This window comes from Sodalis sp. dw_96 (assembly GCF_018449575.1).
Lineage (GTDB): Bacteria > Pseudomonadota > Gammaproteobacteria > Enterobacterales > Enterobacteriaceae > Acerihabitans.
The window spans coordinates 191,993-206,311 of sequence record NZ_JAAVUT010000007.1; the positions used below are offsets into that span (position 1 = coordinate 191,993).

Genomic DNA, 14,319 nt, shown 5'->3' on the forward strand with positions numbered 1-14,319 from the left:
TCTCTGCGAATGGCGCGGAGTCAATTGGTAATACCAATTTCATAAACGTGACGCTAAAGTAACAAAGTATTCACCTTCTGTCTATCCTGGCTTTGACCTAAATCATGAAACCCCGCACATTTAAACAATTGCACTATGCATGTGCTGCAATTTGATAACCATCCAGTATAAACCACCGAGATTGATTTGTGACAAATTTAACTATTACGCAACCTAAAACGCCGTTGCTGAAGCGTTTGAGCCAGCAAAAAAATGCATAAAAAGACCAGATATCGCATAATTTTAAAATTTTAACTTTTTTTTAACCGGAATAATTACAAATTTCGCTTTTACTCCTCCGCTGGAAAAATGCGGCAGATCACGACGTTTCACAATTCTATCCAGCGGCTTGATAAATCAGGTGCAAACTTTCCCCCTTAACACTATTCTTGTGCCGACGACAAGCCGGGAGGTCATTTCTTTTTTCGGCTAACGTAAAAAAATAAGTACAAAAACGACAGAGGAATTTACGATGGATGGTAAACAGCGCGGAGAGACGCTGAAACGCGGATTGAAAAATCGCCATATTCAGCTTATTGCCTTAGGCGGCGCGATTGGGACAGGTCTGTTTCTGGGTATTGCGCAGACCATTAAAATGGCGGGTCCGTCGGTAATTTTGGGTTATGCCATCGGGGGCTTTATCGCCTTTCTGATTATGCGGCAATTGGGCGAGATGGTGGTGGAAGAACCGGTCGCCGGATCGTTCAGCCACTTTGCCTATAAATATTGGGGTGATTTTGCCGGCTTCGCTTCGGGATGGAATTACTGGGTACTGTACGTATTAGTTGCCATGGCCGAACTTTCCGCCGTGGGCATCTATATGCATTATTGGTGGCCGGATCTGCCAACCTGGATCTCGGCGGCGGTGTTTTTCCTGCTCATCAACGCCATTAACCTGGCCAACGTCAAGATCTATGGCGAGATGGAATTCTGGTTCGCCATCATCAAAGTGGCGGCCATTATCGCCATGATCCTGTTCGGCGGCTGGCTGCTGTTAAGCGGTCATGGCGGTCCCGAAGCCAGCGTGACCAACCTGTGGGCCCAGGGCGGATTTTTTCCCAACGGCGTCAATGGATTGATCATGGCCATGGCGGTGATCATGTTTTCCTTCGGCGGCCTGGAATTGGTGGGTATTACCGCCGCCGAGGCCGATACGCCGGAAATCAGCATTCCCAAGGCCACCAACCAGGTAATCTATCGTATCCTGCTGTTTTATATCGGCTCTCTGGCCGTTCTGCTCTCTCTTTACCCTTGGAGTAAAGTGGTGGAGGGGGGCAGTCCGTTTGTCCTGATTTTCCATGCCCTTAACAGCGATTGGGTGGCGACGATACTGAATCTGGTGGTGTTGACCGCGGCGCTGTCGGTCTATAACAGCTGCGTGTACAGTAATAGCCGCATGCTGTTCGGCCTGGCGCGCCAGGGCAACGGCCCCAGGGCTCTGCAGAAAGTTGACCGCCGCGGCGTGCCGGTGGCCGCTATCGGCGTTTCGGCGTTGGCCACCGCCATCTGCGTGCTGATTAACTATTTGATGCCGGGCAAGGCTTTTGGACTGCTGATGTCGCTGGTGGTGTCGGCATTGGTCATCAACTGGGGCATGATCAGTCTCGCCCATCTGAGATTTCGCCGTAAAATGGCGCAGCTCGGGCGGGCCACCAAATTCCAGGCGTTGTGGTATCCGTTTGGTAATTACCTCTGCCTGCTGTTTATGGCGGCAATCCTGGTGATTATGCTGATGACTCCCGGTATGGAAATTTCGGTTTACCTGATTCCGGTGTGGGTATGCCTGCTGGGTATCGGTTTTTACTTTAAGCAAAAAAATCAGCGTGGCGCCGACGCCGTGACCCGCTGATCTCCCCCTTCGCCGATCGATTCCGGTCGGCGAAAAAAAACGCCGCAAAACCATCCGCCCGATGCGTAAACTCATCCACTCGTCCACTCGTCCACTCGTCCACTCATCAACCCATCAACCCATCAACTCACTGACTCGACAACCCGCCGACGCCCTAATGCGCCAAGGTACCCCACTCCATTGTTCCAACTCCCCGAGATATCAACGCTCATCGGAGCAATCCGCAAAAGTACACATCGGATACTCCCTGGCGGTGCCAAGACCTATGCCATAACCCTCACAAATTTGCGCTGATAACCGGTTTATCCATTTCTATAACCGGTTGTTACCATCCACTCCTCGTTGAATAAGCCAATACTGGCTGCGGGTAGTTCATGTCCTGTATACAACGGAGAGTAGAACCATGAAAGCAGAGGCATTATCATTAAAAGAAAAAATCGGATTTGGCATGGGGGATGCGGGTTGCAATATGGTGTGGGGATCGATCACCATGTTCCTGGCCTATTTCTATACCGATATTTTCGGCCTGGCGCCGGCGCTGGTGGGAATATTGCTGTTATCCATACGCATTATCGACGCCGTCACCGACCCTATCATGGGCGCTATCGCCGACCGCACCCGATCCCGATGGGGGCGTTTCCGGCCCTACCTGTTGTGGCTGGCGGTGCCTTTCGCCGTCTTCAGCGTCCTGATGTACACCACGCCTGACTGGAGTTATTCCGCCAAGGTGGTTTACGCATTTATCACTTATTTTTTGATGTCGCTGATTTATACCGCCATCAATATCCCCTACTGCGCGCTGGGCGGGGTGATTTCCAACGATCCCCAGGAACGGGTTTCCTGTCAATCCTGGCGTTTTATCCTGGTGGGAGTGGCGACCCTGATAATTTCACTCACCTTGTTGCCGATGGTGGATTGGTTCGGCGGCGGTAACCGGGCGCAAGGATTCCAATGGGCGATGACGGTGTTATCCATTATCGGCTGTCTGATGTTTTTATTCTGTTTCGCCACCGTCCGGGAAAGGATACAACCCGCGACGCCTACCAATGACGCGTTGAAAGCCGACCTGCGGGATATTTGGAAAAACGATCAATGGGTACGCATACTGGTGCTGACGTTTTTTAACGTCTGCCCGGGATTTATCCGTATGGCGGCCACCATGTACTACGTCACCTATGCCATGGAAAAAAGCTCGGGATTCGCGAGTTTGTTTATCAGTCTCGGCGTGGTGGGCATGATGATCGGCAGCGCACTGGCCAAACCTCTCACCGATAAATATTGTAAACTGAAGGTGTTTTTCTGGACCAATATCGTATTGGCGATTTTCTCCAGCGGCTTTTACTTTCTCAACCCGCACCTGGTGAGTTTGATTCTTGTTATGTACTTCATACTCAATATCCTGCATCAAATTCCCTCCCCCTTGCACTGGTCTTTGATGGCGGATGTGGACGATTACGGCGAATGGAAAACCGGTAAACGCATCACCGGCATCAGCTTCTCCGGCAACCTGTTTTTCCTGAAGGTCGGATTGGCGGTTGCGGGGGCCTTCGTCGGGTTTATTCTTTCCGCCTACGGTTATCATGGCGATGCCGTCCGGCAAAGTCCGGGCGCGATACAGGGGATAGTTTTGCTGTTTACCGTCATTCCCGGCGTCGGTTATCTGATAACCGCCGGAGTGGTTCGGCTGCTGAAAGTCGATCGCCAACTGATGCGGCAAATCCAGTCCGATCTGGAAGCAAGGCGCTCACAGCGTCAGGAGTCGGCTGAATGGCACCAAACCAAACCCCTGGAAACCAAGCATCCCTAACCGAGAACGGGGAAAAGTAAACATCATGAGTCAAACGCATTGGCCTAATCCATTAATCGAACAGCGTGCCGATCCTTATATCTACCGGCATTTCGATGGTTATTATTATTTCACCGCCTCGGTGCCGGAATATGATCGGCTGGAAATTCGCCGGTCCGCCACTCTGGGCGGATTGGCGCATGCCTTGCCGGCGGTGGTCTGGCATAAACACGATTTGGGGGAAATGAGCGCGCTGATTTGGGCGCCGGAACTGCACTTCATCGATAATAAATGGTATCTCTATTTCGCCGCCGCCCCTTCACCGGAGATTGTCGACGGACTCTTCCAGCACCGCATGTTCGTCCTGGAATGCGCCGACGACAATCCGCTCACCGGCACCTGGACGGAAAAAGGGCGCATGGGGACGCCCTTGGATACATTCTCCCTGGATGCCACCCATTTTTTCCTGCAGGGGCGGCACTATTATGTCTGGGCGCAAAAAGACCCGGCCATCCGGGGCAACTCCAATCTTTATCTGGCCGAAATGGCCACGCCCTGGTCGTTGAAAACCCCGCCGGCGATGTTGAGCAAACCGGAATTGCCCTGGGAAACCCATGGATTCTGGGTCAACGAAGGCCCGGCGGTCCTGCGCCACGGGCAGCGGCTGTTTATTACCTATTCCGCCAGCGCCACCGATGCAAATTACTGTATCGGCCTGCTTTGGGCCGATATCAACGCCGATATTGCCGATCCGCGGGTATGGCATAAACTGCCGCAGCCGGTGTTTCGCACCCATTGGCAAAACCGGCAGTTCGGCCCGGGCCACAACAGCTTTACCGTAGGGGAACACGGTGAAGATGTGCTGGTTTATCATGCCCGGACCTACACCGAGATCACCGGAGACCCGTTATACGATCCCAACCGCCACACCCGGATCAAGGTTTTCCACTGGGATGAGGAAGGCATGCCCCGTTTTGGCGAACCACCGGCGGACCATGTCTGAGGAGGTCAAACCAACGCGCCGTAAATGGTCAACAACGCCACCACCACCACGATCACGTTGGTGATCTTTTTCGCCAGTGAAACCGCCGCCCGCGGGGTCTGCACCTCATCCATATGCGGGTCCCGCGCCAGGGAAAATTGCGCCAGGCGGGTCAGCACCTGATACTGCCCGGAACGCAGGTCCGCCAGGGAGGCAAACCAGGCCGGCAGCGCTTTTTCGCCGTGACCCAGCAACGCATAGGCCACCCCGGCCAGCCTTACCGGTATCCAGTCCAACCAATGGAGCACATTGTCTATGCCGGACTGCGCCCGCTTCAGCGGGGTGGCACGCCGTGCGAGCCAGGTTTGCCAGGCACGCAAAAAAGCATAACCGGCCAGCAGAACCGGGCCGTAAGGCCCGCCCACCACCAGCCAGAACAATGGCGCCAGATAGAAACGGAAATTGATCCAGAGCAGCGCATTTTGCAATTCACGCAAACGCTCTTCTTTATCGCAATCCACCGGCAAACCGTGGATCAGCGTCAACTCTTCGCTCATAGCGTCGCAGGCATGACCGTCGCCACGGGCGGCGGCGGTGAGATAGGCCCGATAGTGCTTGCGAATACCGCCCGCGCCGATGCAAAGCAGGGAAATCAGAATCCATAACAGCAGCGCGGGCGCGCCGAAGAAAAATTTCGCCGTCAGCCTCAGACACAGCGCCACCACAATCATCCAGCAGAGGGTCAGTAAAATCGTCAGCGCCGGAGAGACATAGCGGATGCGGGCAAACATCCGCTCAAAATAGTGATCCAATTGCCAGTGATCGCCCATTTTAAATAAGCGTTCCCATGCCAGTACCAGTAATAATGTAAACAGTGTCATGAATCCTGGTGCTCCCTGTCTCAGTCCCCGGTGCTCGGTGAAATCAATTTTTTATAATGATGCCATAGAAAAGCCGGTCCGGGATCGGTTTTACGGACGGGGGCAATATCGCTATGACCGGTTATGCGGGCCGGCGTGATGGGATAGTGCCGCATCAGCAGCCGCGTCAGTTCAGCCAGCCGGACATATTGCCCATCGGTATAAGGCTGAGTATCCGTGCCTTCCAGCTCAATGCCGATGGAAAAATCATTGCAGTGTTCCCGCCCGGCGAAACGCGAGACGCCGGCATGCCAGGCGCGCCGGTGGAACGGCACATATTGCACAATTTCGCCGTCACGCCGGATCAGGCAATGGGCCGATACCCGCAAACCTTGTATCTGTGGGAAGAAAGGATCATCGTCCGGGTCAAGCGTGCCGGTAAACAATTGATCGATATAGGGTCCGCCAAACGATCCCGGCGGCAAGCTGATTCCATGCACCACCAGCAGCGAAGGGACCTCGCCGTTCGGCCGTTCATCGCAATGGGGGGACATGACCTGCTTAATCCCTGTTAACCAACCGTTTTCCAACTCCATTCGCCGCCTCCATTCTCCATTTCCACTCGCTACCTTATACCTGTCGGCAGTAGTACTTATCTCAGCAACAGAGTAGCATGTTTCCCTGGTTCCCTTTATTCGCTATTTCGGAGTTTTTTATGCCGACACGTCGTTATAGCGCTGAACGCCGCCGGGCCGAATTGCTCGAGCGTATTCAGCATGATATCCCCTTAACCGTCACTCGGGCACTCAGCGAAGATCTGGGCGGCACCGCCGATCCCGAGGCCGATATTACGGCGCTGTTATTGCCCCGGGACAGCCAGGCCGAGGCGGTTATCATCACGCGGGAAAACGGGATTTTCTGCGGGCAGCAATGGCTGGAGGAAGTGTTTCGCCAGTTGGGGGACGGCATCCAGGTAGAGTGGCAGGTGAAGGACGGCGATGCCATCCGGGTTAACCAGCCGCTATGCCGGTTGCGGGGTCCTTCTCATTTGCTGTTGACCGGTGAACGCACCGCGCTTAATTTTGTGCAGACCCTGTCCGGCGTCGCCTCGGAGGTCAAGCGTTACGCCGATAAGCTGGCGGGTACCCACACCCAACTGCTGGATACCCGCAAAACCTTGCCCGGATTGCGAACCGCGCTGAAATACGCGGTATTGTGCGGCGGCGGCAGTAATCATCGCCTGGGACTGGCGGACGCTTTTTTGATTAAGGAGAATCACATCATCGCCGCCGGCTCCATCGCCAAGGCGGTGGAAAACGCCGTGGCCCTGCGCGCCGACGTGCCGGTGGAAGTGGAGGTGGAAAGCCTGGATGAATTGCGTCAGGCCCTGGAGGCCGGCGCCGATATCGTTATGCTGGACAACTTCACGCCGGCGGATATGCAGCGTGCCGTGGCCGCTACCGGGGGGCGCGCCCTGCTGGAGGTTTCCGGTAATGTAACGCTGGAAACCCTGCATGAATGCGCCGCCACCGGTGTGGATTATATTTCCGTCGGCGCACTGACCAAACATATCCGCGCCCTTGATCTCTCCATGCGTTTTCAGTAATAGCGGCAGACGCTAGCGCCGTTTGGCTTTCAGCCACGTCTGCTTTGACGAGTATGGGTCCGTGGCAACGCGGACCCGGCGTGCCGTGAAGCGTTTGTATCTTGCCTAAGCAATTTGGACACCCAAAGGATAATCAAGGTTAGATGTTGGATAATGAAATTAATATCGAATATTGAATATTGAATAATGTAGTTGATATCAGATATTTAAAACAGGTAAAACTGTAGAAATTCAATGAAAAATAATATAAAAAATAATCGCTGATGATGTTTTAAAATAGCCATAATATATATCTTTCAATAAATATTTTTCATCATTCTTCTGCTATTATTATTTCTATTTTTCCCCAATTACTGTTAATTTATACAGTATCAAGACATTTATCTTTTCACTCACCGCTGTCGGCAATATTTTTTGATTTTATGTGGAGCGCCGCTTGTGTCCACGCTTTTAGCGCGGCTGAAAGGAATAACCATCCTTAATCGTAATCATCGATTACCATCTGCATTCTCTGGATCAATGAGCCGGTATCAATGAATTTATACTAATGAACCTCTATTAATAAACCGAACTAAGGCATCCGAAATAAGGAAATAAATACTATGGCTAAACAGAATGTTAAGGCTATTTGTCGACATACCCAAGGGGATTTTTCGGATCGGCGTTACATTGTGGGATACGTTCCAAACGGTGGCCGAGACAATCCCTCGCCAGCCATCTATCTCGGCGGCCGCTGGCTTGAGGCATGCGGGTTCCTTACCGGCCAATATGTGACGGTGTCGGCGGAGCCGGGGCAACTGATTATCCAGCCCGCGCCATCCTCGTAGCCGGCTTTATCGCCGCCCGTCAAGAGCAAGATGGAAAATAGGCATGCGTCTGGGTGGCGGACAGTGCGATTGGGCATATATGACAACGGGATTATGTCGTTCATGTGCCAACCCACACGCAAAAAAACCTAATCAGCATGTAACCTCTTGCCCTTACTTTGCGGCAAGCCATCCTCAACGGCGAACGGCTGCTGGCCGATGGTCTGGGTTATGGGTAAGGTTGGCCCTGGATCAACAGGGGGAAAGGCCGGTGAGCAATCAGCAGGGATTTACTTTAGTGGAATTGATGGTGGTTATTGCCATTATCGCCACGTTAAGCGCCATCGGTTTGCCGGGATATCAACGCTACCTCGATAATGCCGCCCTGACCGATATGCTCCATGTGCTATCTCCTTACAAATCGGCGGTGGAACTATGCGCCATGGAGCATGGGGATATGAATGAATGCCGGGCCGGAGCGTCCGGCATACCGGACGGATTCACCTCCCGCTATGTCGACGGGGTCGAGGTTACCGAGGGCATTATTCGCTTGACCGGTAAACGGGCATTGCAAGGACTCACCCTGATATTAACGCCGGAGCGGCACTCCGGCGGATTGCGCTGGACCCGCCGTTGTGATGCCGCCGAGCGGGGCCAACATCTGCTCCGTCCCTGCCAGGCGCTGTTTCGTTTCGACGGCGCACAGGAGTAGACCATGATCGTTGCTTATGATAATCCGCCACAGCTCGAGGACTATATCGAGGGCTTGCTGGGCGAGGCGGCGGACCATCGAGCTTCCGATATCCATATCGAACCCTGTCCGTCATCGGACTACCGGGTACGGTTTCGTATCGACGGCCTGTTGCGCCAACACGCCAATTGCGCTCCAGGATTGGCGGCACGTCTGGTGGTGGGGCTAAAGATGAGGGCCGGGATGGATATTGCCGAGCGCCGGTTACCGCAAGACGGGCAATTTACCTTTGGTAAACCCGATAGCGGCTATTCATGCCGCATTGCCACCCTGCCGACCCTGTGTGGCGAAAAGTTGGTGCTACGTCTGCTGCAACGCGAGACTAACCGGCTTACCCTTGAGAATCTGGGTATGTCCGTGTCTCTGCGGCGGCAATTCCTGCGCCGGCTGCATCAGCCGCAGGGATTGGTGCTGCTGACCGGTCCCACAGGCAGCGGCAAGACCCTGACGCTCTATAGCGCCATACAGGCCATGGACCGCCAGCGTCTTAATATCTGCAGCGTGGAGGACCCGGTGGAAATCCCGTTGGCTGACATTGCGCAGTGCCAAGTGAACCGTAAAGCACAGCTGGATTTTCCGAGATTGCTGCGCGCGCTGTTACGCCAGGATCCGGATGTCATCATGGTGGGGGAAATCCGTGATGCCGAAACCGCCGCGATTGCCATCAATGCTGCCCAAACCGGCCATCTGGTATTGTCCACGCTGCACACCCTGACCGCCGCCGATACCCTGCAGCGGTTACGTCAGCTGGGAATGGATCCCGCGCGCATCAGGCCGGTGCTGCGGCTGGTGATGGCGCAACGCCTGGTACGCCGCCTTTGCCGTGCCTGCCGCCGGCAAACAGCGCCGGGCACGACTCACCGCCGGGGTGATTTTACATCGCGCCCGTCATGGCGCGCGATGGGATGCGACCAATGTCATGAAGGCTATGTCGGCAGGCACGGGCTGTTTCATCTGCTGCCCGGAGAGTCTCTATCGGATTCGGCACCGGTGGAAACCGGAAGGCAAAAACGCCTCTGCGGACTATGGCAGGCGGGCCTGACCCTGGTGGATCAAGGCATCACCACGGTGGCAGAGTTAAGACGTGTGCTGGGAGAGCCGGCATGACCGGTTACTGGTTATATCGCTGGCGCGGTATTACCGGCGAAGGTGAAATCCTTGAGGGCCACCTGCTTGCCGCGGGGAAAATGTCGGTGAGACAGGATTTGATCAGTCAGGATCTTCAGCCGCTGCACGTGCGGACCCTCGCTTATTTACCCGCGAGCTATTGGCGAGACAGCCAGATGATGAGTTTCACCTCACAGCTGGCATCGCTGCTCGAAGCGGGACTGCCGCTTCGGGAAAGCCTGCGTCTGCTGGCGGACGATCATCCCCGCATCGGCTGGCGCTGCCTGTTGCGTTTACTGAATGCCAAAATTGAGCAGGGCCATACCCTGTCCATGGCCTGCGCCGATTTTCCCACGGTGTTCTCACCGCTCTACAGCGGGCTTCTGGCACTGGGGGAGCTTACCGGACGACTGGATCGCTGTTGCCGCTTATTGGCGGAGCATGAGTCACGCCTGGGAAAGTTGAAAAAGAAAGTCCGCGGCGCACTGCGCTATCCGGCGTTTATCTGCCTGACAGCGGCTGCGGTGCTCACATTGATGCTGACATTGATACTGCCTGAATTCGCCCGCCTTTACGAGGGTATCAATGCCCCGTTGCCCACGCCCACCCGGGGATTGATGGCGCTGGCGGCGGCGGTGGGCGACCACGGCTTGACGGCGCTGCTCGGCGCCGTTCTGTTGTACGGCGGGTATCGGCGTATCTGTCATTATCATCCCCGCTGGCGCCAACGGGCCCAGGCCATGCTGTTATATCTGCCGTTGATTGGCAGGCTGGTACGCCATCATAACCTGCATCATTTGTTCCAGACGCTGGCCATTACCCACCAGGCGGGTATTACTCTGGATAACGGGCTGGAGATGGCCGTACGCACCCTCACACATCCCTGTTACCGCCGAGCGGTCCAGTTGCTGCAAAAGCATATCAGGCAGGGCTTCGCATTATATCAGGCGTTTGAAGGGCATCGGCTGTTTCCGTCCCATTGCCGTCAGCTTATCAAAACCGGCGAGCATAGCGGAACGCTGGACGAGGTATTCCAGCAGTTGGCGCGGCTGCATGAGCAGCAAACGCACCGCCTCGCCGACGGGCTGGCGCAACTGGCCGAGCCTTTAATGCTGCTGATCATGGGCGGCCTGGTTTGCGCCATGGTGATAGTGCTTTATTTACCGCTGCTGCAATTGGGCGAGGTGTTCGGTCATTTTTAGAGGCATGATCCGACCATGGCGATTACAGCTGGGTAAATACCTGATTTTCCTGTTCGGCCACCCGTATAAAGGTGGTGCGTTTGGTTAATTCCTTTAGCCGGGACGCCCCGACATAGGTACAGGCCGACCGCAAACCACCGAGGATATCGCGGATGGAATTCTCCACCGGTCCGCGCAACGGCAGTTTTACCGTTTTACCTTCCGCGGCGCGATACTCCGCGACACCGCCCACATGGCGCTTCATCGCGTCCTCGGAACTCATGCCGTAGAACAGCATGAAATTCTCGCCGTTCTCTTCCACCACCATACCTTCACACTCGTCATGGCCGGCCAACATACCGCCCAACATCACAAAGTCGGCGCCGCCGCCAAAGGCCTTGGCCACGTCCCCCGGCACCGCGCAGCCGCCGTCACTGACTATCTGACCGCTTAGCCCATGGGCGGCGTCGGCGCATTCTATTACGGCGGATAATTGCGGATAACCGACACCGGTTTTCACCCGGGTTGTGCAGACCGAACCCGGCCCGATACCGACTTTGACAATATCGGCGCCGGAGAGGATCAGCTCTTCCACCATTTCTCCGGTAACCACGTTGCCGGCGCAAATGACTTTATCCGGGCAGGCTTCCCGGGCCTTTTGCACGAAATTGACGAAATGTTCGGAATAGCCGTTGGCCACGTCGATACAGATAAAACGAAGTAGCGGCGACAGGGCCAAAATCTGCTGGAGTTTGACGAAATCGGCATCAGAGGTGCCGGAGGAAACCATGACATGCCGCAAAATGGCATCCGGGACGCGGCTAACAAAGCTGTGCCACTGCTCGATGCTATAATGTTTATGCACGGCGGTCAGTACATCAAAGGTTGCCAGCGCTTCCGCCATGCGAAAAGTACCGACGGTATCCATATTAGCGGCGATGATGGGAATACCCGACCAGGTGCATCCCGGATGCTTAAAGGTAAACTCACGCTGGAGCTCAACGTCGGAACGACTCTTGAGAGTGGACCGCTTTGGGCGGATAAGAACGTCTTTAAAACCTAGCTTGATATCTTCTTCAATACGCATGCGGGATTTCCTGGTGGATGGCGAAGAATCGCAAAAAAAGTCCGGGGACAAAAAGCCAGTTCCAGTGACCGTATCATACGCCGGATTATTGTTACGGCAAGACTGCGAAAACCACCGGATTTACGCTACAATCGTACCAATTTATCCACGGGCCGCTAAATCCATCATCCCTGGATCGGTGGGAGACAGCTAATAGTATGCGTTACATTGTTGCATTAACAGGGGGAATCGGCAGTGGCAAAAGTACCGTGGCCAACGCCTTTGCCAAACTGGGTGCCGCGATAGTCGACGCCGATATTATCGCCCGCAGGGTGGTGGAGCCGGGCACCGACGCTTTGCGGGCAATCCGCGATCGTTTTGGCGACGCTATACTTTTGCCCGACGGCGCACTGGACCGGGCGCAGTTGCGGCAACGCATCTTCAGTTCGCCGCCGGATAAGGCGTGGCTGAACGCCTTGCTGCACCCCCTTATTCAGCAAGAAACCCAACAAGAAATGTCCCGTGTCTCAGGGGCGTATATTATATGGGTAGTCCCGTTATTGATTGAAAACCATCTGCAGAACCGGGCGAACCGGGTATTGGTGGTGGATGTCGATACCGAAACACAGGTGGCGCGTACTATGGAACGCGATGGAATAAGCCGCGGGCAGATAAACAATATTCTTGCCGCGCAAGTATCACGGGAACAGCGTCTGGCCAGTGCCGATGATATTATTAAAAATAACGGGCATCCCGAGGATATTACGGGCAGTGTGGCAAAGCTGCACCAGCGTTATCTCGGGCTTGCGGCATCAGCAACCCGACAGGATCAATCATTATGAGTGAAATTTACTCGACGACGGTACTTTTCGAGCATCCGTTAAATGAAAAAATGCGCACCTGGCTGCGTTTGGAATTTTTATTGCAACAACTGTATAACTGTCCGGAGTTGGTTGACATCTCTAGCGCCTTGCCTTTTTTCCGCACTGTCTCCGACCTGCTGGACGTTCTCGAGCGCGGCGATGTACGCACCGAAATGATGAAAGAATTGGACCGGCAACAGCAAAAAATGCTGCAATGGGACGGTGTACCCGGCGTCGATAGCGAGCGGGTACGAACATTACGCAATAATTTAAAACAATGCGCCGCGGTATTGATGTCCGCACCACGGCTGGGGCAGGCTTTGCGGGAGGACCGTTTAATCGCCTCGGTGCGCCAACGGCTCTCGATCCCCGGCGGCTGTTGCAGTTTTGATTTGCCCGGTCTGCATATTTGGCTGCACCTGCCGCAGACCCATCGCAACGGCCAGATCAACGCCTGGTTAAAAACCCTGGACCCCTTGAATGCCGCTTTAACGTTAACCTTGGATTTGGTCAGGCATACCGAGCCTTTCAAAAGCCAAATCAGCCTGAACGGTTTTTTCCAGGACAATGCCGAGGATGCGGATTTGCTGCGTATGCGCATCCCCCTGCTTTACCAGCTCTACCCGCAGGTTTCCGGCCACAAGACCCGTTATGCTATCCGATTTTTATCCCTGGATAGCGAAAACGGCGTCATTCCCAATCGTCTACCCTTCGATTTGGCCTGTTGTTAAAGGTTATAGTTAAACTTAAGAGGTCTTGATGAGTGATGATATTATTTTGGTGAGCTGCCCCACCTGCGGCGCGGAAGTTAAATGGGAGCCGCAAAGCAAATTCCGCCCGTTTTGCAGCAAACGCTGCCAATTAATAGACCTGGGGGAATGGGCTGAGGAGGGAAAGTTTATCCCCAGCGACGGTCAGATAACTGATAGCGATGACTGGAGCGAGGATAAGTATTAGGATGTCGCGGCGATAAGTTGACGGATAATGGCCGCGTTGGCGGGAGGAAACTCGGACGCATCGAGTTCCCCCTGCGGACACCAGCGCACCGGCTGCCCTTCGTTGCCATAGGGAACTCCCTGCCAGTGCTCCACCAGGTAAAAATAGAACGCCATCTCACGATCGGGGAAATGATGCTGGCTGGTGGCCAATAACTCCGGATACTCCGCCTCGACGCCGGTTTCTTCTAGCAATTCTCGGATCAATGCCTGTTCCGGGGTTTCACCTTCTTCCACTTTCCCGCCGGGGAACTCCCAAAAGCCGCCCATATGGGCGTCTTCCGGTCGTTGGGCGATAAAAATTTCATGCTGAGCATTACGGATAATGCCTACGGCAACAGTCAGTAATTTCATTGTCACAGGTTCTCCGAATATCCGTCATACTTCAAGTTGCTGGTGCGTTGGCAATACTCGGCCCGTCCATGGGC

15 protein-coding genes are annotated in these 14,319 nt (G+C 54.5%); 11 read left to right on the forward strand and 4 right to left on the reverse strand.

What is annotated here, in order from left to right; genetic code table 11:
* Positions 1 to 511 precede the first annotated feature (511 nt).
* The 3 genes from HB631_RS13135 to HB631_RS13145 all read left to right on the forward strand — a co-directional run bounded on the left by HB631_RS13135 (position 512) and on the right by HB631_RS13145 (position 4,677).
* A complete protein-coding gene (locus tag HB631_RS13135; RefSeq protein WP_213991605.1) occupies positions 512 to 1,888 on the forward strand; it encodes an amino acid permease in 1,377 nt (458 codons plus the stop codon).
* Between the two features lie 403 nt (positions 1,889 to 2,291).
* Positions 2,292 to 3,695 carry an MFS transporter gene (locus tag HB631_RS13140; RefSeq protein ID WP_213991606.1) on the forward strand — a complete coding sequence of 468 codons (1,404 nt, stop codon included), beginning with the start codon at positions 2,292 to 2,294 and terminating at the stop codon, positions 3,693 to 3,695.
* Between the two features lie 25 nt (positions 3,696 to 3,720).
* Positions 3,721 to 4,677: a family 43 glycosylhydrolase gene (locus tag HB631_RS13145; RefSeq protein ID WP_213991607.1), complete on the forward strand. Its 957-nt coding sequence runs from the start codon at positions 3,721 to 3,723 to the stop codon at positions 4,675 to 4,677.
* 5 nt (positions 4,678 to 4,682) lie between these two features.
* Here HB631_RS13145 and ampE read toward each other — a convergent pair whose 3' ends face one another.
* Positions 4,683 to 5,537 carry a beta-lactamase regulator AmpE gene (gene ampE / locus HB631_RS13150; protein ID WP_213991608.1) on the reverse strand — a complete coding sequence of 285 codons (855 nt, stop codon included), beginning with the start codon at positions 5,535 to 5,537 and terminating at the stop codon, positions 4,683 to 4,685.
* A gap of 20 nt (positions 5,538 to 5,557) precedes the next feature.
* Complete coding sequence (gene ampD / locus HB631_RS13155; RefSeq protein WP_213991609.1) at positions 5,558 to 6,112, reverse strand: 1,6-anhydro-N-acetylmuramyl-L-alanine amidase AmpD; 555 nt, start codon at positions 6,110 to 6,112, stop codon at positions 5,558 to 5,560.
* Between the two features lie 119 nt (positions 6,113 to 6,231).
* Between ampD and nadC the strand changes: the two genes are divergently transcribed.
* The 5 genes from nadC (at position 6,232) to hofC (ending at position 10,988) form a co-directional block, all read left to right on the forward strand.
* Entirely contained in the window at positions 6,232 to 7,122 is an 891-nt protein-coding gene (gene nadC, locus HB631_RS13160) for a carboxylating nicotinate-nucleotide diphosphorylase (protein ID WP_213991610.1), read from the forward strand.
* Between the two features lie 602 nt (positions 7,123 to 7,724).
* Complete coding sequence (locus tag HB631_RS13165; RefSeq protein WP_213991611.1) at positions 7,725 to 7,949, forward strand: SymE family type I addiction module toxin; 225 nt, start codon at positions 7,725 to 7,727, stop codon at positions 7,947 to 7,949.
* Positions 7,950 to 8,199: 250 nt separating this feature from the next.
* Complete coding sequence (gene ppdD / locus HB631_RS13170; RefSeq protein ID WP_213991612.1) at positions 8,200 to 8,640, forward strand: prepilin peptidase-dependent pilin; 441 nt, start codon at positions 8,200 to 8,202, stop codon at positions 8,638 to 8,640.
* A 3-nt stretch (positions 8,641 to 8,643) separates the two neighbouring features.
* Complete coding sequence (locus HB631_RS13175; protein WP_213991613.1) at positions 8,644 to 9,786, forward strand: ATPase, T2SS/T4P/T4SS family; 1,143 nt, start codon at positions 8,644 to 8,646, stop codon at positions 9,784 to 9,786.
* Positions 9,783 to 10,988, forward strand: a complete 1,206-nt coding sequence (gene hofC, locus HB631_RS13180; RefSeq protein WP_213991614.1) for a protein transport protein HofC — start codon at positions 9,783 to 9,785, stop codon at positions 10,986 to 10,988. The genes HB631_RS13175 and hofC overlap by 4 nt, the downstream gene beginning before the upstream one ends.
* Before the next feature lie 22 nt (positions 10,989 to 11,010).
* On the opposite strand, the gene HB631_RS13185 is transcribed toward hofC, so the two are convergent.
* Positions 11,011 to 12,054 carry a GMP reductase gene (locus HB631_RS13185; RefSeq protein ID WP_213991615.1) on the reverse strand — a complete coding sequence of 348 codons (1,044 nt, stop codon included), beginning with the start codon at positions 12,052 to 12,054 and terminating at the stop codon, positions 11,011 to 11,013.
* 197 nt (positions 12,055 to 12,251) lie between these two features.
* Here HB631_RS13185 and coaE point away from each other — a divergent pair, with 197 nt between their 5' ends.
* From coaE to yacG, 3 genes are read left to right on the forward strand one after another with little or no spacing between them, the layout of a single operon-like run.
* Entirely contained in the window at positions 12,252 to 12,875 is a 624-nt protein-coding gene (coaE, locus tag HB631_RS13190; RefSeq protein ID WP_213991616.1) for a dephospho-CoA kinase, read from the forward strand.
* Entirely contained in the window at positions 12,872 to 13,627 is a 756-nt protein-coding gene (gene zapD / locus HB631_RS13195; protein ID WP_213991617.1) for a cell division protein ZapD, read from the forward strand. Before coaE ends, zapD begins: the two co-directional genes overlap by 4 nt.
* Before the next feature lie 28 nt (positions 13,628 to 13,655).
* A complete protein-coding gene (gene yacG / locus HB631_RS13200; RefSeq protein WP_213991618.1) occupies positions 13,656 to 13,853 on the forward strand; it encodes a DNA gyrase inhibitor YacG in 198 nt (65 codons plus the stop codon).
* Here yacG and mutT read toward each other — a convergent pair.
* Positions 13,850 to 14,245 carry an 8-oxo-dGTP diphosphatase MutT gene (mutT, locus tag HB631_RS13205; protein WP_213991619.1) on the reverse strand — a complete coding sequence of 132 codons (396 nt, stop codon included), beginning with the start codon at positions 14,243 to 14,245 and terminating at the stop codon, positions 13,850 to 13,852. The two genes, yacG and mutT, sit on opposite strands and share 4 nt — an antisense overlap.
* Positions 14,246 to 14,319: the final 74 nt, after the last annotated feature.